Source organism: Kitasatospora sp. NPDC089509, from assembly GCF_044749365.1.
GTDB lineage: Bacteria > Actinomycetota > Actinomycetes > Streptomycetales > Streptomycetaceae > Kitasatospora.
The window spans coordinates 26,633-53,477 of record NZ_JBIVHS010000044.1 but is presented as its reverse complement, the minus strand read 5'-3'; the positions used below and the strand labels follow the sequence as shown (position 1 = coordinate 53,477).

Below are 26,845 nucleotides of genomic sequence, written 5' to 3'. Positions count from 1 at the left end.
GTACTGCAGGGGGGACCCTGTGGGAGAGTAGGACGCCGCCGAACAATTCTTCAGAAAAGGCCCACCCGGGTTACCGGGTGGGCCTTTTCGCGTTTCCGGGACAATGAGCCGGGCGACTGTGACGCAGGTCACGCGACAGTGAGAACCTGCACGTCGTGGCGGGCGTCTGGCTGGTGTGAGATCACGCAGGAGAGCACTGGACGAGCTGGACGAGGAACGCCTCCTCCGGCTGGTGGCCAGGGGCGACCGCGGGGCGTTCGAGGAGCTGTACCGCCGGACGTCGCCGTGGCTGGTGGTGCGGTTGCGCCGCCGCTGCTCGGACGAGCAGATCGTCGCCGAGGTCATGCAGGAGACCTATCTGGCGGTGTGGCGCGCGGCCGGCGCGTTCGCCGGGAGTGCGGTCGGCGGGACGGCCGTCGGGTGGCTGTGGACGATCGCGGCGCGTCGGCTGGTCGACGCGTTCCGGCGCCGGGCCCACCACGCCGAGCCGCCGGTCGCCGCCGCCGAGCGGTCGGTGGTGCCCGCCGCCGAGGAGGAGGCGCTCGCCGGGACCGTCGGCGGTGACGTCGGCGACGCGCTGCGGCGGCTGGCGCCGGAACTGCGCGAGGTACTGCAGGCCACGGTGCTCGACGGACTCTCCGTCCGGGAGACGGCCGTGCTGCTCAGACTGCCCGAAGGCACGGTCAAGACCCGCGCCCGCCGGGCCCGGATCGCGATGCGGGAGGCGCTGGGATGAGGGAGGAACACGCGTCGAGGCGGTTGATCGACGACTACGCCCGGGGTGACGTGCCGATGCCGGCGGACACCGTGTGGGCGTTGGAGGCCCATCTGGAGAACTGCGCGTCGTGCCGGAGCCTGTTGGCGGCCTCGGTGGCCGCCGGGGCGCCCGAGGTCGGCGCGCTGCTGGACACCGTCCTGGCCGACCTGGAGCCGCAGTTGGACGCGGCCGCGGGGCCGCCGGCGCGGCGCCGCCGCCCGCGCTGGGTGTCGGCCTGGCTGACCCCGGTGATGGCGCCGTGGCTGGCGATGACGGCCGCCGTCACCCTGGCGGCGCTGCTGCTGGACGCGGTCGCGCCGGGGACGCCGCTCGGCGGTGCCTCGCCGGTGTCGCTGGTGGCCCCCGTGCTGCCGCTGTTCGGCGTCGCCGCGGCCTGGTCGCGCGCGCTGGACCCGGCGTACGAGCTGACCGCCTCGACCGCCCGGGCGGGGCTGCCCCTGCTGCTCAGGCGCACCACCGCGGTGCTCGCCGTGGTGCTGCCCGGGCTGCTGCTGGCGGGCTGGCTGACCGGGACGACGACGGCCGCTCAGTGGCTGTTGCCCTCGCTGGCCTTCACCTCCACCGCGCTGGCCCTGGGCAGCGTGATCGGGGTGACCCGGGCCGCCGCCGGTCTGGGGGCCGCCTGGGGGATCGCCGTGCTGGTGCCCGCGGGCCTGACCGGCCACGTCCCGCTCGCCGTGCGGCTCGCCCTGGAGGCGGACCGGATGCCGGTCTGGGCGGTGCTCCTGCTCCTCGCCGTCGGCGCCGTGATCGCCCGGCGGAACGCCTACTCGACGCTGTGAACGCCCAATGCTCTGAACACCCAACGACCATCGACCCTCGAAAGGGGCCACCGCATGGTGCCCATGACGCGCGCGGCCGAGACCGCGCCGAAGACCTACGGCTGGGAGATCCGGGCCAGTGACCTGCGCGTGCGGGTCGGCCGGAAGAAGCTGGCCGTCGACGGACTGGACCTCTCCCTGGGCCTCGGCACCCACGGACTGCTGGGCCCCAACGGCGCGGGCAAGACCAGCCTGATCCGGGCGTTGGCGACGGTGCTGCGGCCGGCCGGCGGTGAGCTGGAACTGCTCGGCACCTCCGTCGCCGGGCTGGGCGACCACCGGGCGCTGCGGCGCCGGATCGGCTACCTGCCGCAGGACTTCGGCTACTACAAGCGCTTCACGGTCCGTGAGTTCGTCGAGTACATGGCCTGGTTGAAGGAGGTGCCGAAGGCGGCCGTCCCGGCGGCCGTGCAACGGGCGGTGGAACGGGTCGGTCTGGCGGACCGGGCCGACCACCGGATGAAGACGCTGTCCGGCGGCATGGTCCGGCGGGCCGGCATCGCCCAGGCGATCGTCAACGACCCCGAGGTGCTGCTGCTGGACGAGCCGACGGCCGGACTGGACCCGGCGCAGCGGCTGCGCTTCCGCGAGTTGCTGCAGGAACTGGGCCGGGACACCTGCGTGGTGGTCTCCACCCATCTGGTCGAGGACGTCGCGGCGGCCTGCTCCGACGTGGTGCTGTTCGCCGAGGGTCGGCTGGTCTTCCAGGGCACCCCGGACGACCTGGCCGCCGCGGGCGGTGCCGAGCACCCGGGCGACAGCCCGCTGGAGCGCGGCTACTCGGCCCTGCTCCAGGACTCCGGCCGGACGGGGGGCAACTGGTGAACGGTCGGGTGCTGGGCATCGAACTGCGGCGCTCCGTCGCCCCGTGGGCCGGGTTCGCCGTGCTGGCGGGCAGCCTCGCGGTGTTCTTCCTGATCGACGGGATCTGGTGGCGGGGCGCCGCCGGGTGGACGGCGCAGTGGACCTCCATGGCCATGTGGACCCGCTCCTTCCTGGTCTTCTGGTGGCCGCTGGCCGTCGGTTTCGGGGCGGTGTACGGGCTGCGCGACTCCCGTTCGCGGATGGGTGAGTTGCTGAGCAGCACGCCGCGCCCGGCCTGGCGGCGGGCGGCGGCGCCGGGCGGTGCGCTGGCGCTCGCGCTGGCGGCGGGTTTCGGCGTGCTGGTCCTGGTGGGCGGGGTCCAGGTGGCGCTGGGCCCGACGACCTACCTGCCGCTGGGCTGGCTGCCGATCTCGCTGGTGGCGGCGCTCGGCCTGGTCGCGGGCGGGGTGTTCGGCATGGGTGTCGCGCGGGCGCTGCCCTCCGTGCTCACCCCGCCGGCGCTGGCGATGGGCTTCCTGCTGCTGTCGATGGTCCTCACGCCGAACAGCGACGGATCGCACCCCGCGGGCCGCTCCGCCAACCAGCTCACCCAGCTGTCCCTGGCGACCGCGTGGCCGAGGGAGCTGCTGCTGACCCTGTCCTGGGCCGTCCACCTCGGCCAAGCGCTCTGGCTGCTCGGCCTGTTGGGCACGGGGTTCGCCCTGCTGTCCGCCGTGACCCGACGGGGTCGGGCGCTCGCCGTGCTGCCGGTCGTGGTCGGGCTGGCCCTGGCCCTGCTGATCCTCCCGGGTGCCCCGCGGGACAGCTATGTGGTCGACCGCGCCGCCGCCGCCCCGGTCTGTGCCGGGCCGGTCTGTGTGACCAGGGTGAACAGCGACCGGCTGCCCGAGGTCGCCCTCCGCAGCAAGGAGGCACTGAAGGCGCTGCACGAGGTCCTGGGCGACGCGGCGCCCAGTGCGGTGCGGGAGGACACCGAGCTGCGGGACATCGGGGCCGAACGGCGGCTGTCCGCCGATGCCGTGCTGGTCGACTTCGACGAGCGGCTGTTCCGCGACGCCACGGGCGAGGCGCTGACCCGCGCGCTGATCGCCCAGGGACTGGCCCCGAACTGCCGCCCGAGCAACGACCGGGAGGGCGGTGGGCGCCCCGACATCCCCGTCCAGAGCATCGCGGTGAGCTGGGCGCTGCACGACGCACGGCTCCAGCCGCTCGCCGACAAGGGCGGCGACGCGTACTCGCTGAGGATCTGGGCGGACGCGGACGCGGCCTGGGAGCAGCTGACGTCGGCGCCGCCGGCCGAGCAGCGGGCGCGGATCGCCGCGCTGCGGGCGACGATGCTCTCCTGCTCGGCGTCCCACGGGCTTTCGATCGTGAGCGGGGAGGCGGCGCGATGAGGTGGTTGGTGCTGTACGCCCGGTCCCGGCAGGTGCCGCTCTCGGCCGCGGCGGTGGTGCTGATGACGTCGGCACTGTGGGCCCTGACCCGGCCGGACGGCGCGGGGACGGAGCACCAGGCGCAGACGGTCCTGGTCCTCAGCGCGAACGTGGTGGCCTGCTCGGTCGGGCTCGGTGGGACGGACGTCGTGCTGGAGCGGACGGCCGGGCTGCGCTGGGCTCCCCGTCGGCTGGCGCACGCGCTGCTGATCGGCGTGTTCGCCGGGGCGGTGGTGCTGGCGGTCCGGGCGGCGGGGGCGGGGCTCGCGCCGGTGGAGGTGATCGTGCGGGACTGCGCGGGGCTGGTGGGGCTGGCCGCGCTCGGGACGGTGCTGTGCGGTGCCGCGTTCGCCTGGACGCTGCCGACGGCCTGGCTCGCGGTGGTCCTGCTCACCCCGGCGCCGAACGGCACGGTGGGAGCGGTGCTCCACTGGCTGACCTTCCCGCCCGGTACGACGGCCTCCACCGGGACGGCGCTGGTGCTGTTGGGGGCGGGCGCGTCGGTGTACGCCGTGGTGGGGCCGCGACGGTAGCGGTCAAGACGATGAAGGTGTGACGAAACCGACGAACCGTTGAGCACCGTCCCGTGGGGGCGGTGCTCAACGGCGTTTCCGGCACCCGGCGGCGGGGGCCGGGAACGCCGATGGGGTCGGGTTCTCGGCAGACCGCCCGTTCGGTCGGTGCGGGGGTGTGGCGGTGGGTTTGTTGCCCTCTTGTGGTGATCCGGTGCGTATACGGCTTCAGGAGGGCCACGGGGGCGGATCGGCGCCGGGTTGCTGATGTACTGAGTACGCGTCAGTAACGTACGCGGAGGGTAGTCCGGGGGTCCACGGGGGACGGGCCGTCTGCCCCTGGAGGGCGGTCGGGGCTTCCCTGGGAGGGCACAGGGCCCGTATCGGTGCGGTTCGAACGGGTTGTCGGTCGGCGTGGGTGCCGACCGCGGTGGCCGTCGGGTTTGACATGGTCACAGGGCGTGAGAGGAGATGGGGGGAGCGAGATCGCTGGGGGCGGACGGGGTGATCCCGGGGGGAAAGGGCTCGTTGACACCGCCGGTGCGGCGGGTGCACCTTTCCGGTCCGGTTGCCCCCGGGGCGGGCAGGACGGCCCGCCCCGGGGGCAACGGATCAGTGCGCCTGTCGGATGTCGCTCAACGTTCCGCTGATGTTGAGGAGTTCGTGGCACGTGGGTGCCTGCTTGCCCGAGGCGGGGGTGCCCGGGGCCTCGCAGGTCACGGTCGCCGTCACAGCCTGGTCCGCGGGGACCTGGATGGGAGTCACCCAGTGGTAGTCCTGGTTGCGGAAGGTCTCCAAGGCGATGGTGTTGAGGATCTGCTTGCCCGCCATGATGGTCACCACTCCCTGGTCGCCCTGGGAGTTGGCGATCACCAGGTCGGTCATGTCGAAGACCTTGCCGTGGGGCACCTGGTAGCTGCCGGTGCCGGTCCCGCCGCCCCCGGTCTGCACGTCGATGGTGGCGGAGCTCTGCTGGCCGGTGCCCGGCAGCGCGAGGCCCGGGCCGCCACCGGTGCCGGAAGTCGGCTGTCCGGAGCCGGGCTTGGTCTGGCCGCCGGGGTTGCCGCCCGGGTTCCCGCCGGGGGCCGCCGTCGCGCCGCCGGGTTCGGGGGCGTTCGGGTTGGGGGTGGCGATCTGCTGGGCGACGGCCTTCTCGGCGGCCTGCTTCGCGGAGCTGCGCACCGCCGGGCGGACCAGGGCGAACCAGGCCAGCAGCAGCGCGATGATCGCCGCCAGCAGGGCCAGCAGCCACTTGGGGAAGATCGGCAGCTGGATGAACTCGCCGTTCAGCAGCGGCCGTTGGACTGTCGCGGCGGCGTCGGGCGCAGGGGTGGCCGGGGCCGCAGGGGTGACGGGGGCGGCGGCCTTGCCGTCCTTGCCCTCGCCGGTCTTCCCGTCGCCGGCCTTGCCCCCGGCGGCGGTGGGCTTGCCCTCCGCGGCCTGCTCCGGGCCCACCGAGACCTCGAACGGCCAGGTCGCCTGCTTGCCGAACCAGATCAGCTTGCGCGCCCGTGCCTGCAGCCGCAGTTCGGCGGACTCGCCGGGTTGCAGCCGCAGCCGCTCCGGAGTGGTGGCGAAGCGCAGGTCCTCGCCGGCCTGTGCCGGGGTGACGGCCACCGTGGTGGGCGCGTTGCCGAGGTTGCGCACCGAGGTGCGGTAGCGGCCGCGCAGCCAGCCGCGGCGGCGGCGGGGCGCGAGCGCGGCCTGCAGTTCGTGGAACGGCGTGACGGTGACCGTGGTCTCGGGGACCGTCACCAGTTCGGGGCGCTCGGTCGGCAGGACACGGATGCCGAGCGGGAAGTCACCGGCGCGGGCGGCGGGCGTGCGCGGCGGCGCCAGGCGCACCGTCACGGTCTGGGAGGTCCCGGGGAACAGCGACACCCGGGCCGGCTCCACGGTCGTCCACGCGGCCAGATCGCCGACCACCTCCAGCGTGTACGCCTCAACGATGTCGAGGTCGTTGCGTACCGTCAGGGTGGTGGTGGCCACGCCACCGGGCGCCACCGTCAGCGCGGGCAGGCCGAGTTCGGCGGATGTGGTCATGGCGAGACGGTAGGACCCACGGACCGTCCGCGGAGAGGTCCGTGCGGGCAAGCCGTGGGCACACCACTTGCCCGCACGGACCGACCGACCCTGCCCGGTGCCGTCGCGTCTCACCACGCGACCCGGGCGTCCATCCCGATCAGGCCCACGACCGGCTCCGCCGCAGGCCTCCTGGAGAAACGGAGAGAACGATGACGACGACCGAGGCGCCCCGAGGGGGAGCCGTCACCACCACCCGCCGGGCACCGGCGGCACCGCCGGCCGGGGGCACCACCACCCGGCTCGCCGGGAGCCGGGTGCCCGTCCAAGGACGCGTGCGGCCCACCCAGATACCCGTGGCCGTGTACGCCGAGGACCTCATCCTGCAGACCGGCGTGGTCCAACAGCTGCGCCAGCGGCCCGAGGTGGAACTGCTCAGCGAGGGCGACGCCGGCCGGGCGGAGGTGTCCCTGCTGGTGGTGGACGCCCTGACCGAGGCGGTCGTCGAGCACCTGCGCCGGCTGCGGCTCGCCACCTCGGGCCGGATCGGCCTGGTGGTGGGCCAGTTCGAGGCCGGGGGACTGCAGACCATCGTCGAGAACGGGGTCGCCGCCGTCCTGCGCCGCTCGGAGGCCGACCAGGACCGGCTGGTGCACCTGGTCACCGCCCTGGCCAACGGCGAGGGGGTGATGCCCGGGGACCTGCTCGGCGAACTGCTCGACCGGATCGGGATGCTCCAGCGCACCATGCTCGACGGGCGGGGCCTGACCCTGTCGACCCTCACGGCCCGGGAGGCGGAGATGCTCCGGCTGGTCGCCGAGGGCTTCGACACCAGCGAGATCGCGGCCAAGACCTCCTACTCGGAGCGCACCGTGAAGAACGTGCTGCACGAGATCATCACGCGGCTGGGGCTGCGCAACCGGGCGCACGCCGTGGGGTACGCGATGCGGCGCGGGCTGATCTGACCTCGCGTCGATCCGACGCGGGCGCATCCGTTGCGGGGGCCGATGCGACGCGGAGGAGACGCGAGGAGGGGTGACGCGACGTGGTCGCGACCGGTCGGCGCCGACGGCCGTCCTCAACGCCGGCGACCGACCGGTCCGTGACCACGGGGTCCGTGACCCGGCCGGGCGGGTGAGCCCGCCGGGTCCGTGATCCTGCCAAGTCCTCGATCCTGCCGGGCCCGTGACCGCGGGGCCCGTGACCGCCGGGTCCGTGGCGGCCTGCCCTTTGCGGACAGCCGTCGTTACCCCCGGCTCGGGTGCCCGGGCCCTGTTCCCGGGCGCCCGGGCCGGTGAGACTGGCGGGGAGACCGCCCCTGCCACCCTGTGAGGTCGAGCGTGACCGGCGCCACCGCCACCCCCCGAACCGTCCGGCGGCCGGCCCGGGCCGCCGTCGCGGTGCTGCTCGCACTGGCCGTCGCCGTGCTGACGCTGGGCTCCGCCCCGGAGCCGGGCGGCCGCTCCGCCCCGACCGCCGCCGACGGCTCGGACGCCGGACGTGTCGTCTACGCCGGCACCAACCACCGCGGCCTCGGCCGGGTGACCGGCGTGACGTCCAGCAGCCCGCTGTTCGGGCCCGGCCCGGTCCACTTCGACCAGGACCCCTCGGCCCGCGGCAGCGACCTGGTCTTCACCAGCCTGCGCGACGAACCGCGGCCCCAGGTCTACCTGCGGGACGCGACCGGCGCGGTGCGCCGGCTCACCCGGGGCATGGACACCGCCCACCCCACGCTCGCCCCGGACGGCAAGGGCGTCGTCTTCGAGAACCTGGAGCCCGTCGCCAACGGCGGCACCCAGCACGTGCTGTGGGCGGTCAACCGGGACGGCACCGGCCTGCGCAAGATCACCGAGGGCGCCGCCAACGAGACCCACCCGACCGTCTCACCGGACGGCCAGTGGGTCGCGTACTCCTGCGACGGCGAGCCCGGGCACCTCCAGATCTACCGGCGGCCGTTCGCCGGCGGCGCGCCGGTCAAGGTCACCAACGTGACCAACGGCAACGCCCTCGACCCGACCTGGAACCCGGTGAACGACGACGCGCACCGCAACCAGATCGTCTACACCTGGGACCAGGCCGACAAGGGCCGCACCCTGCGGCTCACCACGCCCACCGGCACCGACGACAAGGCGTTCTTCCCCGGCACCGGCGGCAACTGGAAGACCGGCTCCGCCTCCTGGCTCGCCGACGGCACCGGCGTCCTCTTCCTCAGCGCCGACCGGCTCGCCACCATGCCCCCGGCCCCGCAGCCCGACCCCAACCAGCCGCCCGTGGTGAACCTCTACCGGGCCCCGACCTGCGACTGCACCGACCCCATCCCGCTGTACACCACCAACCGGCTGATCGCCACGCCGACCTGGATCGGCACCCAGGCCGAGGGCGGCCCAGTGGTCGAGCAGACCAGCGCCACCGCCGCCAACGTCGCCGACGTCCAGGACGTCCAGCCCGACGGCACCGACCCGCGCGACCTCGGCATCAGCGTGCTCACCGAGGACCCGGCCGCCGACGGCAACACCAGCACCGACCCGGCCAACGACCCGCTCTTCCACCCCCGCCCCGGCTACGACCCCTGGTACGAGCGGCAGGGGTACACCCCCGACGGCCGCCAGATCGTGGTCACCCGCTACGAGGACTCCCCGGCCGGACGCATCCAACGGATCTGGCTCGCCGACGCCGACGGCGCCAACCCGCACGTCCTGAACCTCGCCGGACGCGGACCGACCGACCGCGACACCGACCCCTCGTTCTCGCCGGACGGCAAGCTGGTCGTGTTCAGCCGCAGCACCCCGGCCGGCGGCGGGCAGCCCGCCCGCCCGGGCCGGGTCATGGTCGCCGACGTCGCCACCGGCGCGATCGTCGGCACCGTCCGGCCGCCCGCCGACCTGCCCGGGGCCGCCGACGCCTCGGACGGAGAGCCCTTCTGGTCGCCCGACGGCAAGCTGATCGCCTTCTCCCGCAGCGCCGTGGTCAACGGCAACGCCGGGAACCTGCACGTCTGGACCGTGGCCGCCACCGACCTCAACCGGCAGACCGACCTCAGCCGGACGGCCTGCCCGGGCGCCTGCAACGTCATCGACGACAGCCCCGTGTTCTCCCCCGACGGCCGGCGCATCGCCTTCAACCGCAAGGCCGGCGACGGCGGGAACAACCGGCAGGACGCCCTCCTGGTCACCTCGGCCACCGGCACCGGCTGCACGGTGCTGCTGCCCGCCGGACACAAGGACGACAAGGGCGCCTGCACCCGGCCGCCGGCCGACACCACGGACACCGGCCCGTACCAGCCCCGCGACGTCGCCTGGACGGCCGACGGCAAGCAGCTGGTGCTCACCTCCCGCCGGGCCCTGCCGCCGAACTCCCCCGAGGGACTGGGCGTCTACGACTTCGCGAGCGGCAAGCTCAGCCCGCTGGACTGGCGGCTGCCGGGGCGCCAGAAGGAGCCCGCCGTCCAGCAGTCCGTCCATCTGACGCTGAGCGCGCCGCCCCGGGCCGCCGTGGTCCGGGTCGACGGGTCCACGGACGTGCCGGTCACCGTCACCAACAAGGGCCCGGCGCCCTCGCCCGGGACCGTCCTCACCGTCGCGGTGCCGACCGGCGCCCGGCTCGGCAAGCTGACCACACCCGTCGGGACCTGCGACGCGGCCGCGCTGCGCTGCGAACTCGGCACGCTGGCACCGGGGGCGCAGGTCCGGGTGACCGCCACCGTGATCGGCACCCGCAGCGGTGACCAGCCGTTCGGCTGGACCGTCACCGGGACGGTGGTCGACCCGAACCCCGAGGACGACTCCGCCGAGACCGTCCTGCCGGTGCTGGACGCGACGCCGAGCCCCACGCCCAGCCCGACGCCGTCACCGACCGCCTCGCCGACCCCGACCCCGACCCCGAGCACCCCGACGCCGAGCACCCCGGCCCCGAGCACGCCTGCGCCGCCCCCGCCGCCGGCCCCCGAGCCCCAGGCCGGGCCGACCGTGGCGATCGACGCCCAGCCCGACCCCGGCTACGTCGGCGGCCACGTGACCGTCAGCTACACCGTGCGCAACACCGGCCAGGCCCGGGCCACCGGGCTGCGCCTGAGCCTCGGCCTGCCCGCCGGAGTGCCCACCGAGGCACTGCCGCCCGGCTGCCGCGCGGGCAGCTGCGAGCTGGCCGACCTGCGGCCCGACGGCCGTCAGGTGATCCGGGTGGTGCTGTCGCCGGTGGCGGTGCTCGACACCACCGTCACCGCCGAACTGACCACCACCGGCACCGACGCCACGCCGGGACCGCACCGGGCCAGCACCCCGCTGAAGATCCTCCAGCCCCGCATCGTCGCCGTGCCGCCGATCGGCAAGCCCGGCTTCGTGACCTCGGTGCGCGGCATCGACTTCCCGCCCGGCGTACCGGTCCGGTTCACCTGGCAGCCCGGCCTGACCGCCGCCGCGGCTCCCACCTACCCGAAGGCCGACGGCACCTTCGCGGGGCAGCTGCTGATCCTCCCCAAGGACGAGACCGGCCCCCGCACCATCACCGCCGACGGCCCCGGCTTCTCGCCGGTGACCACCCCGTTCCTGGTGGTCAAGGGCAGCATCGGCCCGCCGGGAGAGGTGGAGCGCCGGTGAACCCGGCGGTGGCGTCCGACCCGACCGCCCGCCCGGCTCCGGCCGGGGCCCGCGCGGGAGGTCGGCCGGGTCGAGGCCCGGTGCGGTGTGGTTCGGGCCGGTACTCCGTGGTCGGAGCCGGTGGAGAGGAGACGGGACGGCGATGATCCACGAGGTGGACGAGGGGCTGCGGTTGCTGCTCGCGGAGGCGGGGCTGCCGGAGCGCGGCGTCGAGGTGGTGTTCGACGCGCCCACCCGGGACCTGGCGGCCCGGCGCACCGCGCCGACGGTCAGCGTCTTCCTGTACGGGATCCGTGAGGAGACCGGCCGCCGGCAGAGCGGGACCGTCGCCGAGCACGACGAGGACGGGCTGGTGGTCGGGCACCGCGCCGCGCCGCGCTGGTTCGAACTGGCCTACCTGGTCACCGTCTGGACCAACCGCCCGCAGGACGAACACCGGCTGCTGGCCGAGGTGTTGCAGTGCCTGACCGCCGTGGACGCGCTGCCCGCCCGGCACCTCACCGGGACGCTCGCGCGCCTCGGGACGACCGTCTCACTGGACATCACCGGGCGCGAGACGGGCCTGCCGTCGGTGTCCGACGTCTGGTCCGCGCTCGGTGGGGAGCTGCGGCCCTCGATCGACCTGCGGGCGATCGCCCCGCTCGCGGGCGGGCTCGCCCCCGCCGGGCCGCCGGTCACCGAAGGGCTGGTGGTGCGCGCCGAGGACCGCAGCAGGGACGGCGCGACCGAGGACCCGGCCCGCCGACTGCGCTACCGCGAGGCCGCCGACACCGGGGTGGACGGCTTCGCCGCGCCCCGCGAGCGCGCGCTGCCGCCCGGCCGCCGGGTCCGCGGCGGTGGCTCCGGAGCGGGCACGGGCCTGGGCAGGCAGCGATGACCCCGGCCCTCCGGACGGCGGAGACCGAGGCGCCCGCGCGCGACCACCTCTGGGACCGGCTGCACCGGGTCGAACAGCGGGTCCGGACCGCCGTGCGCGAGCGCCGCGCCGAGGACCCGGACCCGGACGACCCGTACCGCGGCCAGTACCTCGGCCCGGAGGCGGTGGAACGGATCCTGGCCTCCGCCGCCGCGGCCGGCCTCAGCGGTGCCGCGGTCGCCGCCGCGCCCGCCCCGCCGCCCGACTCGCGGCTCGCCCGGCTCGGCGCCGCCTTCGGGCTGCTCCCGGTCGACCTCGACCTCCTGACGGTGGCCCTGGCCCCCGAGCTCGACACCCGCTTCGAGCAGCTGTACGGCTACCTCAACGACGACCTGACCCGGCGCCGGCCGACCGTCGGCCTGGCCCTGGAACTGTGCGGGCTGCCGGGCGCCGGCGTCGGCCGCCTCCGGTTCGCCGGACGGGCCCCGCTGATCGCCGGCGGTCTGCTGGAGATCACCGAGCCGGAGCGCCCGCTGCTCTCCCGCACCCTGCGGGTGCCGGACCGGGTGACGGCCCACCTGCTCGGCGACGACGCGCCGGACGACGCGCTCGCCGGCCTGGCCCGCCGTGCGGGCGCGAGCACGGGCACCCGCGCGGCCTTCGGCGCGGACCTTGACACGGGCCCCGACGCGGACCGCGTCGCCCGGCTGCGCGCCGCCGCCGCGGCCGGCGGACCGGTGTACCTGCTGGACCGCAGCGGCCACGCCGGCCCGCTGGCCGAAGCCGCCCTGGCGGCCGCCGGCCACCCGCCGCTGGTCGTCGACGCCGCCGCGCTGGCCGCCCGCCCGTCACCCGGCCTGCTGCGGGTGCTGGCCCGCGAGGCCCGGCTCGGCGGCGGCGGGGTGGTGCTCGGGCCGCTGGACCGGCTGGAGCCCGAACGGCCCGAGCGGGCCGCGCTGTTGCGCGAGCTGTGCGCGGAACTCAGCGGTCTTCCGCTGATCGTGCACGGCGCACAGGTGTGGGACCCGGACTGGGCCCGGCAGAGCCCCGTGGTGGTCACCGTCCCGCCGCCGGACGGATCCGCCGTGGCCGGGCAGTGGGCCCGCGCACTGGCCGCCACCGGGACGCCGCTCGACGAAGCGCTGACCGACGGGCTGGCCGAGGCGGTGGCCGCCTACCGGCTGGACCTGGAGAAGCTGGAGCGGGCCGCCGAGGTGGCGGCCCGGACGGCCGCCGCCGAGCGCCGCCCGGTCGGTGCCGAGGACCTGCGGGCCGCCGTACGGGGGCAGAACGCCGCCGGGCTGGCCCGGCTCGCCCGCCGGATCGAGCCCGCGGTCGGCTGGTCCGACCTGGTGCTGCCCGAGCCCACCGCCGCCCGGCTGCGCGAACTCGTGCTCCGGGCCCGGCACCGCGACCAGGTGCTCGGGCAGTGGCGGATGCGGCCGGGCGGCGGCCGCGGCAACGGGGTGATCGCCCTGTTCGCGGGGGAGTCCGGCACCGGCAAGACGATGTCGGCCGAGGTGGTCGCCGCGGAGCTCGGCATGGAGCTGTACGTGGTGGACCTGTCCACCGTGGTCGACAAGTACGTCGGCGAGACCGAGAAGAACCTGGAACGCATCTTCAGCGAGGCCGCGCAGGTCAACGGCGTGCTGCTGTTCGACGAGGCGGACGCGCTGTTCGGCAAGCGCTCGCAGGTCAAGGACGCCCACGACCGGCACGCCAACGTCGAGACGGCGTACCTGCTCCAGCGGATGGAGTCCTTCTCGGGCATCGCGCTGCTGACCACCAACCTGCGGGCCAACCTCGACGAGGCGTTCACCCGGCGGCTGGACGTGATCGCCGAGTTCCCGCTGCCCGACGAGGCGCAGCGGCGGCTGCTCTGGGACCGCTGCCTGGGCCCGCGGCTGCCCCGCGCCGACGACCTCGACCTGGACTTCTGCGCCCGGCAGTTCGAACTCACCGGCGGGTCCATCCGGGCCTGCGCGGTCTCCGCGGCCTACCTGGCGGCCGGGGCGGGCACACCGCTGGGGATGGCGCAGCTGGTCGGCGCGGTGGTCGGCGAGTACCGCAAGCTCGGGCGGCTGGTGCTGGAGGGCGAGTTCGGGCCGTGGCTCGCGGTCCTCGGGGACGTCGGGCTCGGCTGACACCGGCCGACACCGGCAGACACGGGTGGGCCCCGGTCCGCCGGGCGCGGCCGACCGGGGCCGGGTGTGCCGGCCGGGGCGTCTGTGGGTACCCGGCGGGCTGCCCGCCGGGGGCAGCCGGTGCTGCCCCCGGTCCGGGACCTGCGGGCATGTCCCCGGACGGGCCTCCGGCCGCAGACTCGGATTCGAATGACTGGGCGAAATCGGCCACTGAAGGAGCGCGTATGCCGTCGTACCTCACCCCGGGCGTGTACGTGGAGGAGGTCCAGTCCGGTGCCCGGCCGATCGAGGGCGTCGGCACGGCCGTCGCCGCCTTCGTCGGCTTCGCCGAGACCGGCCCCTTCCACGAGCCCACGCTGGTCACCAACTGGGACCAGTACGTCCAGAACTTCGGCGGCTTCACCGAGGGCACCTACCTGGCGCACTCGGTGTACGGCTTCTTCGCCAACGGCGGCGGCTCCGCCTACGTGGTGCGGGTCGGCGATCCGGCCCGGCAGGCCGCCGGCACCGCCGCCCCCGCCGCCGTCACCGCGGCGCCGCCGGCCGAGATCGGGGGCTTCCTGGTCTCCGCCCTGCCCGGCGCGGGCGCCGACGTGTCCGTCGAGGTCGCCGACGTCGAGGGCGAGAACGTCCCCGACGACCGGTTCAAGCTGCTGGTGCGCCGGGGCGCCGAGGTCGTGGAGAGCTACGACGTCTCGACCCGGAAGAACACCAAGGGCTACGTCGTCACCCAGCTGCGGGACTCCAAGCTGGTCGCCGTCGCCGAGCAGCCCGGCACCGCGCCGAGCCGCCCCGAGCGCCGCAGCCACGTGCTGGCCGCCGCCCCCGCGCCCGCCCCCGGGCCGGTCGCGGCCCGGGCCGGCCGGCTCGACCCCGCCGAGTACGTCGGCGACGCCGCGGCCCGCACCGGCTTCTCCGGCCTGGAGGCGATCGACGAGATCACCATGGTCGCGGTGCCCGACCTGATGAGCGCCTACCAGCGCGGCGACATCGACGACGAGGGCCTGCGCACCGTGCAGCTCGCCGTCATGTCGCACTGCGAGCAGATGGGCGACCGGATCGCCGTGCTGGACCCGCCGCCGGGCCTGAACGCCCAGCAGATGCGGACCTGGCGGCAGGACGAGGCGGGCTACGACTCCCGCTACGCCGCGCTGTACTACCCGTGGATCAAGGTGTTCGACCCGGCCAGCGGCCGCAACGTGCTGGTCCCGCCGAGCGGCCACGCCGCCGGTGTGTGGGCGCGCAGCGACTCCGAGCGCGGGGTGCACAAGGCCCCGGCCAACGAGGTCATCCGCGGCGCGGTCGACCTCGAACTGCGGCTCAGCAAGGGCGAGCAGGACCTGCTCAACCCGATCGGCGTGAACTGCGTGCGGGCCTTCCCCGGGCGCGGCATCCGGATCTGGGGCGCGCGCACCCTCTCCTCCGACCCGGCCTGGCGCTACCTGAACGTGCGCCGGCTGTTCAACTACCTGGAGGAGTCCATCCTCCTGGGGACCCAGTGGGTGGTCTTCGAGCCCAACGACGACCGGCTGTGGTCCAGCATCCGCCGCAACATCACCGCGTTCCTCACCGAGGAGTGGCGGCGCGGGTCGCTGTTCGGCCAGACCGCGGCCGAGGCCTTCTACGTCAAGTGCGACCGCGACAACAACCCGCCGGAGTCGATCGACCTCGGCCAGGTGATCTGTGAGATCGGGGTCTCGCCGGTGAAGCCGGCCGAGTTCGTGGTGTTCCGGCTGGCGCAGTTCTCCGACAGCACGAGCCTCGTCAACGAGTGACCGTCGCACGGTCGGCCCGGCCCGGGCTTCCCGGTCCGGGCCCCGCCCGCGGCCCCGCGCCCGCGGGCACCCCAACGCAACGCATCGGAAGGTGACAACACGCCATGGCTGAAGGCGATCCGCTCTCCACACACATCTTCGGGGTCCAACTCGGCGGTTACAACGTCGAGTCGATCAAGGAGATCAGCAACCTGACGGTCGAACAGGACGTCGTCGAGTACAAGCAGGTGACCCAGCAGGGCAAACTGATCGTCCGCAAGCAGCCCGGCGCCCGGCTCCCCGGCGAGGTGACCATCACCCGCGGCCTGGACAAGAGCGGCGCCTTCACGGACTGGATCAAGGAGACCCTCAACAACGGGGCGATCAACACCGCGCGGCAGAACCTCACCATCGAGGTCAAGGACACCACCGGTGCCACCCTGCGGCGCATCCAGCTCAGCAACGCCTGGGCGAGCCGCTGGGAGGGCCCCACGCTCAGCGCGGGCGAGTCCGCCGCCGCCACCGAGACCGTCACCATCGTGTTCGAGGAGATCCGGGTCGAGTGAGGCGGAAGATCGGCCTTGAGGAACTGCTCGAACAGGCCCCGGCCCAGCAGAACCCCGCGCCGCAGCAACCGGTCCAGGGGCAGCCGGGGCCGACCGGGCCCCGGCGGCAGGCGCCGCACACCGAGTTCGAGTTCGAGCTGCCGCTCGGCTACGTCGACGACGAGGGCACCGTGCACCGCCACGGCGCCATGCGCCTCGCCACCGCCCGCGACGAGTTGATGCCGCAGATCGACCTGCGGGTCAAGGAGAACCCGGCCTACCTGAGCGTGGTGCTGCTCAGCCACGTCATCACCAGGCTGGGCGAGCTCACCGACGTGCACGCCGGGATCGTCGAGCGGATGTACGCCACCGACGTCGCCTTCCTCCAGGACCTGTACCAGCGGATCAACAGCGAAGGCCACACGCGCGCCGCGGTGACCTGCCCGCACTGCGACGGCGCCTTCGAGGTCGACCTCGCCGGTGGGCGCCTGGGGGAATCGTGACGTACGCGACTGCTCGGCTGTACGAGGAGATCGCGTACATCGCCTACCACTTCCACTGGCCGCGCGAGGACCTCCTCGACCTGACCCACCGCGAACGCGGGCAGTGGGTGCGGGAGATCGCGCGGCTCAACACCCGTGTCAGTGAGGGTGGGTGAGCCGGGTGGGGCTGCGGGACTGGATCGCGCGGCGGCGCGGCGGGGCCGTTCCGGGCGCCGTTGCCGCCGGCGGCGACGTCTCCGGCGGGGTTGCCGGTGAGGCTTCCGGCGCGGTCGCCGGCGGGCTCGCCGGTGGCTCGGACGTGCCCGTGCAGCGGCGCCCGGCGGCCGGGGACGGGGGATGGCGTGCGGTGACGCCGCTGGTCCCCACCCTGGCCGGGGCGGCGCACGGGGTCAGCGACGGGCTGAAGTTCCGCTCCCGGCTGGCCTCCTGGCAGGACCCGTCGCTGAGCGGCCGCCCGCTCGGGCACGCCGTGCTGCCGACCGCGCCGGTGGGCCTCCTGCGGGCGGTCGCGTCCCCGAGCGGTCCGGGCGCCGGTTACGCGGGCGCGGACGCGCTTGTGCTGCGGCCGGTGCCGAGCGCGGGTGGCACGGCGCCGGAGCAGCCGGCTCAGCCCGAGCCGTCGGCGCCGACGGGGGAAGCGGCGGCGCGGCGGCAGGCGGCACCGCCGGTCCAGCGGTCCGTCCGGCTGCGGCGGCTGCCCGTGCGCCCGGGGGCGCGTCCGACGGGTGCGCCGCGTGCGGACCGTCCGGCGGGTGCGAACCGTTCGGCGGGTCCGGCGGGTGCCGACGGGGGCGTGCCGACGTCCGGCTCCTCCGTGCCCGGTACGGCGGGTGCCACCGCGCCGAAGGCCGACGTGCCGAAGGCTGGTGCCGTGTCCCCGCAGCGGAGCGGGACGGCGGACCCGGCGCACCGTCCGGTGCGGCCGCGTACCGTCGGCGCACCGCTGACCGTCGCGCGACGGCCGCGGGCGCTGCCCGCGCGCCCGATCGCCGCCGTGCCCGGGCGGGGCCGGACGACGACGGATGCCGTCGGAGCGCCGGCGAGCCGGGGCGCGGACGCCCCGCGTCCTGCGGCGGCGCCGGAAACGGCCGAGAACGCGGCACCGTCCACGAGCTTCCGGGCCACCGCGCCCGGTTCTTCCGATGCGCCCGCGCGCACCGGGCAGGCCGACGGGCCGACCGTCCAGCGTGCCGCCGCACCGAGCGTTCCCGGCCCGGCCCGCCCAGTCCTCGGCGCGCCGCTGACCGCGCTGCCCGCGAGCGCCGCGCCCTTGGCTTCCGGCGGTCCCCGGACCGCCGTGCCCGCCCCGGGCGACACCGCCATGCCCGTCGTCCGGGCCGACGCGGGGCCCGCCGGTGCCGCACCCGCGGTGTCCGCGACTCCGTCGAGCGCCGCACCCGCACCGGGTGGTGCGACGGCCGGGCCCCAGGGCCGTGCTGGCGCCGGACCGTCCGGGACGGGGGCCCGCGCTGCGGGCTCCGCCCGAGCCGGTGGGGCGGCACCTGTCGCCCGCCCCGAGCGCGGGACCGGCGCAGGCGCTTCCGTCCAGCGCGCGCCGTCCTCCGGCGTGCCGTCTTCCGGCGTGCCGTCTTCCACCACGTCGTCTTCCACCGCGTCTTCCGGAAGCGGCACTTCAGCGGGGACGCCGTCCTTGTCCCCCGCCGTGCCGTCCGCGCGGGGCTCCGAACGCACCGGGCCGGCCCGGCCCACTCCGGCCCCCGCCCGAGCGCGCAGCGGCCTGGGCGCGCCCCTCGACGCGCTGCCGCCGACGGCTGCGGCGCCGGGTGCCTCCGCCCCGCTGCTCGGCGGCCGGCGGCCGGTCCGGCGGGTCATGGGGCCGATGTCGGGAGTCGGCGGGCCGAGCGTGCAGCGTGCCGCGGAGCGTCCCGGCCCCGGCGCTGGAGAGCCGACTCCACTGCCGGTGGTCGGCAATGACGGACCGTCGGCGACGCGGCGCGGCTCCGACGACGACCGCACCCCGGCGGTCGGAAGCGCCCCGGGGGCTGCTCCGCGCGTTCCGGGCGGCGGCAGTGTCCCGGTGGTCCGGCTGACGGTTCCCCAGCGGTCGGCAGGTGGTGGACCGGGCATTCAGCGTGCCGTCGAACTGCCCGGCCGCAGGCGCGGGTTGCTCGGTCAGCGACCGATGAACGTCACCCTCGCCGCCGCGTCGGCGGCCTCCTCGGTGAGCGGCACCGCCGCCCGCCCGGCGTCCGCCCCGCCCGTGGTCCCGGTCGCCTGGCCCAAGGCGCAGGCGCTGGTGCCCCGTACGGACGGCGGACCGGTTGCGGTGTCGGCATCGACGGCGGCACCGACCACGGCACCGACGCGTGACCGGGGCGGACGGCGTCCGGCGGCCGTCCAGCAGAGCCGGGAGAGCCAGCAGAGCCGGCAGAGCCGGGAGAGCCGGAGTCCCGTCGGCCGGTCGGCCCCGCAAGGGAGCCCGGCGCGGTCCGACGCGCCGGGGGCCGGCCCGCGAGCGGGCGGTTCCGCCGGTGGTGGAGTGGTGCGCGGGGTCGTCTCCGCCGTACAGCGCGCGCGGTTCCGGCGCTCCTCGGACGGCCGGGTGGACGGCGCCCGGACGGTGACCGATCAGCCTGCCGCGCAGCGGAGTGCGATGCCGCGCGCGGCCCGGCCGGAGTCCCGGCGGTCGCAGGACGGCGGGAGCGGCTCCGGCAGCGCGGCTGCTCAACCTCCTTCGGCCGGACGGACCTTGGCAGGGGGCGCAGGCAGGGCCGTCACCGGGAGTGCGGGTGGGACGGCCGTCCCGTCGGTGCCTGTCGTCCGGCCCGCGCCGCCGTCGGCTCAGCTGATCCAGCGGGCACCGGCCGCGTCCGGGCCGTCGCCGCAGCAGCCGTCCGCGGGGCCCTCACCGGTCGTGCCACTGGCCGCGCCGGCCGTGCCGTCAGGGCCGTTCGGGCAGGCCACGGGCGTCCCGTCGGTACGGCCCGAGCCCGTCCGGCCGGCCGTAGCGGTGGCATCGGCGGCCCCTCCGGTCCAGTCGCTGCAGCGGCTCCCGGTCGTCTCCGGGGTGCGCCCGCAGCCCTCCGCGGCGCCCTCACCGGTCATCTCGTCCGGGCCCGCCTACACGGGCGCCGCGACCGGATGGCCCGAGCCCGTCCGGCCGGCGGCAGCGACGGCAGTGTCGGCAGCGTCGGTACCGGCGCCGTCGTCGGCGCCGTCGGTGCAGTCCGTCCAGCGGCTCCCGGTCGTCGCCGGGCCGCCGCCGCAGCTGCCCACCGCGCCCACGCCGGTCGTCCCGTCCGGACCGTCGGGACCGTTCGGACCGTCCGGACTGTCCACGCCGCCCGTCCGCCCCGCACCGTCCACGCCCGGTACGGCGCGGCTGCTGCAGCGGGTGGCCGAGCAGACGGGCCTGGTCGGGGTGCCGCTGACCGCCGTTCCGGCCCGGACCCCGACCACGGTGCAGGCCGCGCCGCCGAAGAGCCCGCCGTCCACGTCCGCGTCCGCGTCCACGTCCGCGGCGAAGGCCACCGACCCCGCCGAGACCCCCGACCGGGCGGCACCCGCCGACCTGGACGAACTGGCCCGGCGCCTGGTCGAACCGGTCGGACGGCTGCTGCGCACGGAACTGCGCCGGGGCCGGGAACGCGCCGGGAAGCCGTACGACCTGCGCCGCTGACCACCAGGGCGGGGCAGGCCGGGGCAACAGCACGCAAGGAAGCAAGGAAGCAGGAAACGGGACCGATGACTGACAACATCTTCGCGAGCAGCGTCTTCTTCAGCCTCACCATCGGCGGCAACGACCTGGGCGAGTTCACCACCTGCTCCGGTCTCGGCGCCCAGGTCGAGATCGAGCAGTACGCGGAGGGCGGCAACAACGGTTTCTCCTGGCAGCTGCCGGGCCGCATCACCTGGACGAACATCACGCTGACCCGCGCGGTCACCGCGGACACCCTCAAGATCGCGCGCTGGCTGAACGAGATCGTCCGCAAGGTGGAGCCGAAGGACGGCGAGATCGTGGCGCTGCGGCCGGACCTCAGCCGGATCGTCGGCTGGCAGGTGCTCGGCATCGTCCCGGTGCGCTGGGAGGGGCCGTCCTTCGACCCGTCGAACTCCCAGGCGGCGGTGGAGACCCTGGAGATCGCCCACGCGGGCCTGCGCCCGTCCTGACCCGCCCGCCCCCGAGACCGGAACTTCCCCCCCCACCCAAGGAGCACGCAGGATGTCCTCGGCGGTCCCCGCGAGCGTCACCCGGGCCCAACTGACCATCATGGAGCCCCCGTCCACGGTCGGCGCCCAGCCCGGCGGGGCGATCGCGCGGCTGCCGCTGCAGTTCAACCCGGCGACCCTGGTGCTGCGCAAGAGCACCGAGTGGCGGCGCACGCCGTCCCGGATGGCCGGGGAGTCGGCGCTGCCGGAGTTCGTCGGCAGCGGTCCGCGGTCGCTGTCGCTCGACGTGTTCCTGGACGCGACGGCGAGCCACGACAACTCGGTGGAACGGGCGGTGGAGCAGCTGATGAAGGCCTGCGTGCCCACCCCGACCAGCCTGGCCCGCAAGACCCCGGCCAGCCCGTGGATCCGGCTGGACTGGGGCACCCTCAAGACCACCTCCTTCAACGGCGTGCTGAGCGGCCTGTCGGTCACCTACACGCTGTTCGACGTGGACGGCAGTCCGCTGCGCGCGGTGTGCTCGCTCTCCATCGACGAGGCCAGCGTCGACCCGGCCGGGCAGAACCCCACCTCCGGCTCCCCGGAGGCCCGCAGCACCCACCGGGTGGTGGCGGGCGACAGCCTGCCGCTGCTGGCGTGGCGCGCGTACGGGGACGCGACGGCCTGGCGCACCATCGCGGAGGCCAACGACATCGACGATCCGCTGGCGCTGGTCCCCGGGGCCGAGCTGATCGTGCCGGGGATCGACGAGCTGACCCGGGGTGGTCGGTCGTGACGACACCCGAGGCCCGGGGCGGCCGGCCGTTCGCCGCGGATCCCGTCGTGGAGGCGCCGGGGCAGCTGCCGCCGGCGTGGGCGGCCCAGCTGGTGTCCTGCGACATCGAGGAGAGCGTCGGCCTGCCCGACACGGCGGTGCTCAGCTTCCGGGACGCCGACCACACCTTCCTGACCGCGACCGGCATCACCATCGGCACGCCTCTCAAGGTGTCCGTGGTGACCGTCCAGGGGCACACCCAGGTGCGGCTGTTCACCGGCGAGGTGACGGCGCTGGAGCTGGAGGTGGACACCACCGGCTCGTACACCGTGCTGCGGGCCTCGGCGGTGACCCACCGGCTGATGCGCGGGCGCCGGGTGAAGGCCTTCCGGAACATGACGACCGCCGACATCGTCCGCGAGGTCGCCGCCGGCGCGGGCCTGAGCTGCGGGAAGGTCGACTCCTTCCCGGTGGTGCACCAGCAGCTGTCCCAGGCGAACGTCGCGGACTGGGAGTTCCTGCAGTTCCTGGCGCAGGAGAGCGGCGCCCAGGTGCGGGTGGACGACGACGGCAAGCTGGAGTTCGTCCGGCCGCAGCCCGCCTCCGCCGCGCCGGCCCCGAACACGCCCGCGCCGCAGAACCCGCTGGTGCTGGAGTACGGCCGCAACCTGCTGGAGCTGCGCGGGGTGCTGACCGGCGCGGCCGGGGCGGACACCGTGGAGGCGCGCGGCTGGAACGTCACCACCAAGAGCGCCCTGGTCGCCACCGAGCCCGCCCTGACCGCGCCGACCGTGCAGCCGGGGATGAGCCCCTCCGTGGTGGCCTCCGCCTTCCCCGGCCCGACCCGGCTCACCGTCGCCGACACGCCCTACCGCACCCAGGCGGAGACCGCCGCGGTGGCGCGTTCGCTGGCCGCCTCGGTGGCGGCCGGCTTCGGCGAGCTGGAGGCGGTCGCCGAGGGCAACCCGCGGCTGCGGGCGGGCACCCCGGTCGCCCTGGGCAACGTCGGTGCGGCCTTCTCCGGCCGCTACACCGTCACCGGGGCCCGCCACCTGCTGGAGCCCTTCCGCGGCTACCGGACCACGGTGGTGGTCAGCGCGTCGCCGGACCGCTCGCTGGCCGGGCTGGCCACCGGCGGCAACGCGCCGCCGCGCGGGCCGCGGATGCCCGGCCTGGCCGTCGCCGTGGTCACCGACGTGCGCGAGCCGGGCGACGGGAAGCGCGGCTGGGTGCGGCTGAAGTTCCCCTGGCTGGACGACACGTACGTCTCCGACTGGGTGCGCACCGTGCAGTGGGGCGGCCACGGGGGCGGCGGCGTGGTCAGTCCCGAGGTCAACGACGAGGTGCTGGTGGGGTTCGAGCAGGGCGACCTGGACAGCCCCTATGTGCTGGGCGGCCTCTACAACGGCGTGGACCGGCCCTCCCCGCACGACGTGCCGCTGGTGGACGCCACCGCGGGCACGGTCAACCGCCGCTCCGTGGTGTCCCGTTCGGGCCACCGGATGGAACTGCTGGACGTGCCGGGCGGTCAGTCCGGTGTCCGACTGGCCAGCGGGGACGGCAAGTTGGAGGTCCGGCTGGACCAGCAGCACGGGGAGATCGTGCTGACCGTGCACGGCGGGATGGGCGGGGCGGGCAGCACGGTGCGGCTCACCCCCTCGGGGATCACCCTGGACGCGGGCACCGGCACGGTGGACGTGCGCGGCGGCTCGGTGACCGTCCGGGGCAGCACGACGGTCACCGTGGAGGGTGGCGCCGAGGCGGTTCTCAAGGGGGCTTTCGTGCGCATCAATTGACGTGACGTCAGAATGCGTGACGTCGGCACTCGGGACCTCGAAGTGTCCGACGTCGGAATGGAAGACCACTGTGCTCCGGCAGGAGCCATCGGAACGGAGACCGTACATGCCCCCCGCAGCCCGGACCGGCGACCCCACCGACCACGGTGGCGCCCTCACCACCCCGCCGCCGGGTGCCGCCCTCAAGGTCGCGACGGTGCTGATCGGCGGCAAGCCCGCCGCGGTGGCCGGCACCGTGCACGCCTGCGTCCCGCACGTGGAGATGGGCCCGGCCAACCTGGTCGAGCCCCAACTCGGCGGGGTGACCGGGGGAGTGGTGCTGATCGGCGGCCTGCCCGCGGCCCGGATGGGCGACAAGACGACCTGCGGCGCGACCATCGTCGCCGGGGCGTTCAACGTGCTGATCGGAGGCGCGATATGACCAGCAGCTTCATCGGCCGCGGCTGGGCCTTCCCGCTGCGGGTGAACGCCACCGGCGGCATCGGCATGGTGGAGCGGGACCGGGAGATCGCGGAGGCCATCCGGCTGATCCTCGGCACCGCCCCCGGCGAGCGGCCGATGCGCCCGGAGTTCGGCTGCGGCATCCACGAGTACGTCTTCGCCCCGGGCGACAGCACCACCGCCGGGCGGATCGCCCGCGAGGTGCGGATCGCACTGGAGCGCTGGGAGCCGCGGATCACCGTGGACGACGTGGTGATCGCCTTCGACCGGGTCGACGAGGGCACCCTCTACATCGACGTCCACTACACCGTGCGCGCCACCAACGACCGCCGCAACCTGGTCTTCCCCTTCTACACCATCCCGGAACACCCGGACCTCGAACGGGCGGCCGCGATCGAGGAGAACGTGCGCTGATGGCCCTGCCCTCCCCGAACCTGGACGACCGCCGCTTCCAGCAACTCGTCGACGAGGCCAAGCGCTACGTCCAGCAGCGCGCGCCGGAGTGGACCGACCACAACGTCTCCGACCCCGGCGTCACCCTGATCGAGACCTTCGCCTACCTGGTCGACCAGCTGCTCTACCGGCTGAACCGGGTCCCGGAGAAGAACTACGCCGCCTTCCTCGACCTGCTGGGCATCCGGCTCTTCCCGCCCGCCGCCGCCCGCGCCGACGTCGACTTCTGGCTCTCCGCGCCGCAGCCCGAGACCGTCCTGCTGCGCGCGGGCACCGAGGTCTCCACCCTGCGCACCGAGACCGACGACGCCGTGGTCTTCGGCACCGCCGAGGACCTCCCGATCGTCCCCAGCGCCCTGGACCGGCTGGTCACCGTCTCCGCCTCCGGCGAGCAGGCCGACGTCACCGGCCGGCTGGCCGACGGCGTCGACGTGCGCTGCTTCCAGCCGCGCCCCGCCGCCGGCGACGCCATGCTCTTCGCCCTGCCGACCGTGGTGCCGCGCTGCATCCTGGCCGTCCGGCTGGACAGCCGGGTGGAGGGCGTCGGCGTCGACCCGCGCCAGCCCCCGCTGGTCTGGGAGGTGTGGGACGGCGCGCGCTGGATCGCCTGCGAGACCGGCAGCGACACCACCGGCGGGCTCAACCGGCCCGGCGAGGTCGTGGTGTTCGTGCCCGCCGGGCACACCGCCTCGGTGGTCGCCGGGCGGCGGGCCGGCTGGCTGCGCTGCCGGGTCACCGAGCCGCGCCCCGGCCAGCCGTTCTACTCCGAGTCGCCCACCGTCCGCCGGGCGGAGGTGTTCACCATCGGCGGCACCGCCACCGTCGTGCACGCCCAGACCGTCACCGGCGCCCCGCTCGGCACCTCCGAGGGGGTCGCCGGACAGCGCTTCCGGCTGGCCCGGCCGCCGGTGCTGCTGGACGGCGAGCCCCCGGTGGTCGAGGTCTCGGCCGGCGAGGGCTGGCAGCGCTGGACGGTGGTCGAGCACTTCGGCGACTCCGAACCGACCGACCGGCACGTGGTGCTGGACGCGACCAACGGCGAGTTCCACCTGCCGCCCGCCGTCCGCGAACCCGACGGCAGCCTGCGCGCCTTCGGCGCGGTGCCGCCCAAGGGCGCCCAACTGCGTGTCCCGACGTACCGCACCGGCGGTGGCATCGCGGGCAACGTCGCCCGCAGCACCATCACGGTGCTGCGCAGCTCCGTCCCGTACATCGCCCGGGTGGACAACCGCGAGGCGGCCCGCGGCGGGGTCGACGGCGAGACCGTGGAGAACGCCAAGCTGCGCGCCCCGCACCAGCTGCGACTGCAGGAACGCGCCGTCACCGCGGGGGACTTCGAACTGATCGCCCGACAGGCCGCGCCCTCCGCCGCCCGGGTCAGCTGCGTGCCGGCCGGCGGCGGGGAGGCCGGGACGGTACGGGTCCTGGTCGTCCCGGACGCCGTCGCCGACGAGGGCGAACGGCTGCGCTTCGAGCAACTCATCCCGGACGAGCAGGTGTTGGCCGCCGTCGCGACCGCCCTGGACGAGCGGCGGCTGATCGGCACCCGGGTCCTGGTGCAGCCCCCCTCCTACCAGGGCGTGACCGTGGTGGCCCGGCTCACCACCCGCGCCGCCGACCCGGACCGGGTCCGCGAGGAGGTGCTCGACGCGCTCTACCGCTACCTCAACCCGCTGCGCGGCGGCGCCGACGGCCGGGGCTGGCCGTTCGGCCGGGCGGTGCAGTACGGGGAGGTGTTCGCCGTGCTCCAGCGGGTGGCCGCGGTCGCGGGCGTCGAGGAGCTGCGGCTGTTCCCGGCCGACCCGATCACCGGGCGCCGGGGAGCGCCCGCCGAACGGGTCGACGTCCCGCCGGACGCCCTGGTCTTCTCCCACCAGCACCAGATCGTGATCACCACCGCCGCCGAGGACGGGACGGCATGACCAGAGCCGCGGTCCCGGGGCTGCCCAGCCCGCACCCGATCGGCGAACTGCTGCCCGCGCTGTTCGCCGAGGACGACTTCGCCCAGCGCTTCACGGCCGGCCTGGACACCGTCCTCGCGCCGGTCTTCGCCACCCTGGACAACCTGCCCGCCTACTTCCAACCCCGGCTCGCACCGGGCGACTTCGTGGACTGGCTGGCGTCCTGGGTCGCGGTGGACGTCGACCCGGCCTGGCCGGACGAGGTGCGCCGCGCGGTGGTCGGCCGGGCGATGGAACTGCACCGGTGGCGCGGCACCCGGCGCGGCCTCACCGAGCGGCTGCGCCTGGTGCTGGGCGCCGGCGCCGAGATCGTGGACGGCGGCGGCGTCTCCTGGGCCACCGCGCCCGGCGACGCCCCGCTGCCCGCGCACAGCGGCGAGGTGCTGGTGCGGGTCTGGCCGCTGAACGGGGCGGCGCTGGACGAGGACCAGGTGCTGGCCGTCGTCCGGGCGGGCTGCCCGGTCCACCTGACCTGCCGGGTCGAGATCCTGCCCGGTGCACCCGGGCGAGCGGAGGGCTGA

General features: G+C 75.3%; 22 protein-coding genes. 21 read left to right on the top strand and 1 reads right to left on the bottom strand.

Annotated features, from left to right (window positions below; genetic code table 11):
• Window positions 1-175 precede the first annotated feature (175 nt).
• Genes ACIP4P_RS43910 through ACIP4P_RS43890 form a run of 5 tightly spaced genes read left to right on the top strand, consistent with a single transcriptional unit; the run spans window position 176 to window position 4,390 of the window.
• Window positions 176-736: an RNA polymerase sigma factor gene (locus ACIP4P_RS43910; RefSeq protein WP_350517049.1), complete on the top strand. Its 561-nt coding sequence runs from the start codon at window positions 176-178 to the stop codon at window positions 734-736.
• Complete coding sequence (locus ACIP4P_RS43905; RefSeq protein ID WP_400929762.1) at window positions 733-1,560, top strand: zf-HC2 domain-containing protein; 828 nt, start codon at window positions 733-735, stop codon at window positions 1,558-1,560. Before ACIP4P_RS43910 ends, ACIP4P_RS43905 begins: the two co-directional genes overlap by 4 nt.
• 54 nt (window positions 1,561-1,614) lie before the next feature.
• The gene (locus ACIP4P_RS43900) at window positions 1,615-2,424 is read left to right on the top strand and encodes an ATP-binding cassette domain-containing protein (RefSeq protein ID WP_400929759.1); all 810 of its coding nucleotides are present in this window, start codon (window positions 1,615-1,617) and stop codon (window positions 2,422-2,424) included.
• The gene (locus ACIP4P_RS43895) at window positions 2,421-3,818 is read left to right on the top strand and encodes a hypothetical protein (RefSeq protein ID WP_400929756.1); all 1,398 of its coding nucleotides are present in this window, start codon (window positions 2,421-2,423) and stop codon (window positions 3,816-3,818) included. Before ACIP4P_RS43900 ends, ACIP4P_RS43895 begins: the two co-directional genes overlap by 4 nt.
• The gene (locus ACIP4P_RS43890) at window positions 3,815-4,390 is read left to right on the top strand and encodes a hypothetical protein (RefSeq protein WP_400929753.1); all 576 of its coding nucleotides are present in this window, start codon (window positions 3,815-3,817) and stop codon (window positions 4,388-4,390) included. Before ACIP4P_RS43895 ends, ACIP4P_RS43890 begins: the two co-directional genes overlap by 4 nt.
• A 591-nt stretch (window positions 4,391-4,981) precedes the next feature.
• Here ACIP4P_RS43890 and ACIP4P_RS43885 read toward each other — a convergent pair.
• A complete protein-coding gene (locus tag ACIP4P_RS43885) occupies window positions 4,982-6,412 on the bottom strand; it encodes a hydrolytic protein (protein ID WP_400929750.1) in 1,431 nt (476 codons plus the stop codon).
• A gap of 191 nt (window positions 6,413-6,603) precedes the next feature.
• Here ACIP4P_RS43885 and ACIP4P_RS43880 point away from each other — a divergent pair, with 191 nt between their 5' ends.
• The 16 genes from ACIP4P_RS43880 (at window position 6,604) to ACIP4P_RS43805 (ending at window position 26,845) form a co-directional block, all read left to right on the top strand.
• Window positions 6,604-7,356 (top strand): LuxR C-terminal-related transcriptional regulator, encoded by a 753-nt coding sequence (locus ACIP4P_RS43880; RefSeq protein ID WP_350517044.1) that lies wholly within the window; start codon window positions 6,604-6,606, stop codon window positions 7,354-7,356.
• A gap of 375 nt (window positions 7,357-7,731) precedes the next feature.
• Window positions 7,732-10,986 (top strand): hypothetical protein, encoded by a 3,255-nt coding sequence (locus ACIP4P_RS43875; RefSeq protein ID WP_400929747.1) that lies wholly within the window; start codon window positions 7,732-7,734, stop codon window positions 10,984-10,986.
• A gap of 142 nt (window positions 10,987-11,128) precedes the next feature.
• The gene (locus tag ACIP4P_RS43870; RefSeq protein ID WP_400929744.1) at window positions 11,129-11,863 is read left to right on the top strand and encodes a DUF4255 domain-containing protein; all 735 of its coding nucleotides are present in this window, start codon (window positions 11,129-11,131) and stop codon (window positions 11,861-11,863) included.
• Window positions 11,860-13,986 carry an ATP-binding protein gene (locus ACIP4P_RS43865; RefSeq protein WP_400929741.1) on the top strand — a complete coding sequence of 709 codons (2,127 nt, stop codon included), beginning with the start codon at window positions 11,860-11,862 and terminating at the stop codon, window positions 13,984-13,986. Before ACIP4P_RS43870 ends, ACIP4P_RS43865 begins: the two co-directional genes overlap by 4 nt.
• A gap of 224 nt (window positions 13,987-14,210) precedes the next feature.
• The gene (locus tag ACIP4P_RS43860) at window positions 14,211-15,761 is read left to right on the top strand and encodes a phage tail sheath family protein (RefSeq protein WP_400929738.1); all 1,551 of its coding nucleotides are present in this window, start codon (window positions 14,211-14,213) and stop codon (window positions 15,759-15,761) included.
• 104 nt (window positions 15,762-15,865) lie between these two features.
• Complete coding sequence (locus tag ACIP4P_RS43855) at window positions 15,866-16,306, top strand: phage tail protein (RefSeq protein WP_350517039.1); 441 nt, start codon at window positions 15,866-15,868, stop codon at window positions 16,304-16,306.
• On the top strand, window positions 16,303-16,788 hold the full coding sequence (locus ACIP4P_RS43850; protein WP_400929735.1) for a hypothetical protein: 486 nt from the start codon (window positions 16,303-16,305) through the stop codon (window positions 16,786-16,788). The genes ACIP4P_RS43855 and ACIP4P_RS43850 overlap by 4 nt, the downstream gene beginning before the upstream one ends.
• Entirely contained in the window at window positions 16,785-16,943 is a 159-nt protein-coding gene (locus ACIP4P_RS43845) for a DUF6760 family protein (protein ID WP_350517037.1), read from the top strand. The genes ACIP4P_RS43850 and ACIP4P_RS43845 overlap by 4 nt, the downstream gene beginning before the upstream one ends.
• Before the next feature lie 3,026 nt (window positions 16,944-19,969).
• A complete protein-coding gene (locus ACIP4P_RS43840; protein WP_400929732.1) occupies window positions 19,970-20,428 on the top strand; it encodes a hypothetical protein in 459 nt (152 codons plus the stop codon).
• Between the two features lie 65 nt (window positions 20,429-20,493).
• On the top strand, window positions 20,494-20,919 hold the full coding sequence (locus tag ACIP4P_RS43835) for a phage tail protein (RefSeq protein WP_350517034.1): 426 nt from the start codon (window positions 20,494-20,496) through the stop codon (window positions 20,917-20,919).
• Between the two features lie 52 nt (window positions 20,920-20,971).
• Window positions 20,972-21,694 carry a LysM peptidoglycan-binding domain-containing protein gene (locus ACIP4P_RS43830; protein ID WP_350517033.1) on the top strand — a complete coding sequence of 241 codons (723 nt, stop codon included), beginning with the start codon at window positions 20,972-20,974 and terminating at the stop codon, window positions 21,692-21,694.
• Entirely contained in the window at window positions 21,691-23,469 is a 1,779-nt protein-coding gene (locus ACIP4P_RS43825; protein WP_400929727.1) for a VgrG-related protein, read from the top strand. Before ACIP4P_RS43830 ends, ACIP4P_RS43825 begins: the two co-directional genes overlap by 4 nt.
• A gap of 106 nt (window positions 23,470-23,575) precedes the next feature.
• Entirely contained in the window at window positions 23,576-23,890 is a 315-nt protein-coding gene (locus ACIP4P_RS43820) for a PAAR domain-containing protein (protein WP_400929724.1), read from the top strand.
• Entirely contained in the window at window positions 23,887-24,324 is a 438-nt protein-coding gene (locus ACIP4P_RS43815) for a GPW/gp25 family protein (protein WP_350517030.1), read from the top strand. The genes ACIP4P_RS43820 and ACIP4P_RS43815 overlap by 4 nt, the downstream gene beginning before the upstream one ends.
• Entirely contained in the window at window positions 24,324-26,285 is a 1,962-nt protein-coding gene (locus ACIP4P_RS43810; protein WP_400929720.1) for a putative baseplate assembly protein, read from the top strand. The genes ACIP4P_RS43815 and ACIP4P_RS43810 overlap by 1 nt, the downstream gene beginning before the upstream one ends.
• Window positions 26,282-26,845 (top strand): phage tail protein, encoded by a 564-nt coding sequence (locus ACIP4P_RS43805; RefSeq protein WP_400929717.1) that lies wholly within the window; start codon window positions 26,282-26,284, stop codon window positions 26,843-26,845. The genes ACIP4P_RS43810 and ACIP4P_RS43805 overlap by 4 nt, the downstream gene beginning before the upstream one ends.

Coding starts and splice junctions, on each gene's coding strand:
- ACIP4P_RS43870 (WP_400929744.1), top strand. CDS start 11,129: ATGATCCACGAGGTGGACGAGGGGCTGCGGTTGCTGCTCGCGGAGGCG.
- ACIP4P_RS43885 (WP_400929750.1), bottom strand. CDS start 6,412: ATGACCACATCCGCCGAACTCGGCCTGCCCGCGCTGACGGTGGCGCCC.
- ACIP4P_RS43890 (WP_400929753.1), top strand. CDS start 3,815: ATGAGGTGGTTGGTGCTGTACGCCCGGTCCCGGCAGGTGCCGCTCTCG.
- ACIP4P_RS43810 (WP_400929720.1), top strand. CDS start 24,324: ATGGCCCTGCCCTCCCCGAACCTGGACGACCGCCGCTTCCAGCAACTC.
- ACIP4P_RS43900 (WP_400929759.1), top strand. CDS start 1,615: ATGGTGCCCATGACGCGCGCGGCCGAGACCGCGCCGAAGACCTACGGC.
- ACIP4P_RS43820 (WP_400929724.1), top strand. CDS start 23,576: ATGCCCCCCGCAGCCCGGACCGGCGACCCCACCGACCACGGTGGCGCC.
- ACIP4P_RS43830 (WP_350517033.1), top strand. CDS start 20,972: ATGTCCTCGGCGGTCCCCGCGAGCGTCACCCGGGCCCAACTGACCATC.
- ACIP4P_RS43815 (WP_350517030.1), top strand. CDS start 23,887: ATGACCAGCAGCTTCATCGGCCGCGGCTGGGCCTTCCCGCTGCGGGTG.
- ACIP4P_RS43805 (WP_400929717.1), top strand. CDS start 26,282: ATGACCAGAGCCGCGGTCCCGGGGCTGCCCAGCCCGCACCCGATCGGC.
- ACIP4P_RS43835 (WP_350517034.1), top strand. CDS start 20,494: ATGACTGACAACATCTTCGCGAGCAGCGTCTTCTTCAGCCTCACCATC.
- ACIP4P_RS43855 (WP_350517039.1), top strand. CDS start 15,866: ATGGCTGAAGGCGATCCGCTCTCCACACACATCTTCGGGGTCCAACTC.
- ACIP4P_RS43865 (WP_400929741.1), top strand. CDS start 11,860: ATGACCCCGGCCCTCCGGACGGCGGAGACCGAGGCGCCCGCGCGCGAC.
- ACIP4P_RS43880 (WP_350517044.1), top strand. CDS start 6,604: ATGACGACGACCGAGGCGCCCCGAGGGGGAGCCGTCACCACCACCCGC.
- ACIP4P_RS43860 (WP_400929738.1), top strand. CDS start 14,211: ATGCCGTCGTACCTCACCCCGGGCGTGTACGTGGAGGAGGTCCAGTCC.
- ACIP4P_RS43905 (WP_400929762.1), top strand. CDS start 733: ATGAGGGAGGAACACGCGTCGAGGCGGTTGATCGACGACTACGCCCGG.